The organism is Pokkaliibacter plantistimulans (genome assembly GCF_003194385.1).
Lineage (GTDB): Bacteria > Pseudomonadota > Gammaproteobacteria > Pseudomonadales > Balneatricaceae > Pokkaliibacter > Pokkaliibacter plantistimulans.
In genome coordinates this window covers 1-1,100 of record NZ_LAPT01000156.1, presented here as the reverse complement: position 1 = coordinate 1,100, position 1,100 = coordinate 1, and the positions used below count along the sequence as shown (strand labels likewise).

The following is a 1,100-nucleotide window of genomic DNA, read 5'->3' as shown; positions in this document are numbered from 1 at the left end:
TATAGGAGCCGGGGCGGTACTCCCCGGCGGGTCGCCCCGGGGGGCCCGCCCCGCCGCGACCCCCAGCCGCACGGTAATGTGCTCATCCATGAATCCCCCCCCCGCCCGCCGCAGCAATCACCGGCACCAGCAGTTGCAGCACGGCCGCCTGTAGTGCGGACAGGGAACGTAAAGCGGTATACCAGACGGCATAACCGAGGCCCGAGGCCAGAGCGCCCGACAACACCGCCAGCACGATGCCCCGGCCTTCCGCATGGCCACTCAGCAACCCGATGATTAGCATCACCAGCGCCAGCGGTGCCGCCCGAAACATGTTGAAGGCCGTATCCTGGGTGGGGTGCAGTGAGCCGCGACCCGCCAGGGTATAGAACCCCCAGGCAATGCCCGATAAGGTCATCAGCACCAGCCCCAGCAGCGACGGGGTTGCCAGCCCCGGCAACACCAGATAGACAAAGCCGGTAAAGGCAATCAGCAACCCTGCCAGCTCCAGCCCCTGCATGCGATGCCCACCTGCCAGCGCCATCAGCAGCATGGTCAGCTGCACGGCGGCAAACAGGATCAGCGCACCGGTGCCGGTGGTCAGGCTGGTATAGGCATAGGAAAAGGCAGCGGCATAGATAAACAGCATCAGCCCGGCACGCCAGCTGCCGCGCCCCTGCCCTTGCTCCGGGCGAGTTTTGAAGCGCAGCAACAGCCACAGCATGGCGGCCCCCGACAGCAGACGGACGGCCGTAAAGCTGGCCGCATCAATACTCTGCTGCCCCAGCGCCATGCGGCACAGGACCGAGTTGGCCGCAAAGGCCGTCAGGGATACCAGCGTCAGTCCTGTTATGGTTATTACGGAACGTGGTATGGGTGTGGTCATGATGGTTCTCGATGTGATGACTGCATTCAGCGCGTCAGAACGTGTTCGCTATCCTTAGCAGGCTGTTGAAAAACGTTATCGAGGTAGCCGAGACAAGGAAATACCCCTAGGGCACAAGAAACAGGCGAAAAAGCGGAGTTTAGTGAGCTAAATGAGCATTTTGAGCCTGTTTTTGACGCGGTATTCGGCAACGCAGATAGATTTTCAACAGCCTGTTAGAAGGTAACCTCTGCCG

Annotated in this window: 1 protein-coding gene; it reads right to left on the bottom strand. The window is 61.4% G+C overall.

Features of this window, described 5'->3' with window-relative positions; genetic code table 11:
* Window positions 1–82 precede the first annotated feature (82 nt).
* On the bottom strand, window positions 83–865 hold the full coding sequence (locus tag WH50_RS25065; RefSeq protein WP_243410270.1) for a DMT family transporter: 783 nt from the start codon (window positions 863–865) through the stop codon (window positions 83–85).
* Window positions 866–1,100: the final 235 nt, after the last annotated feature.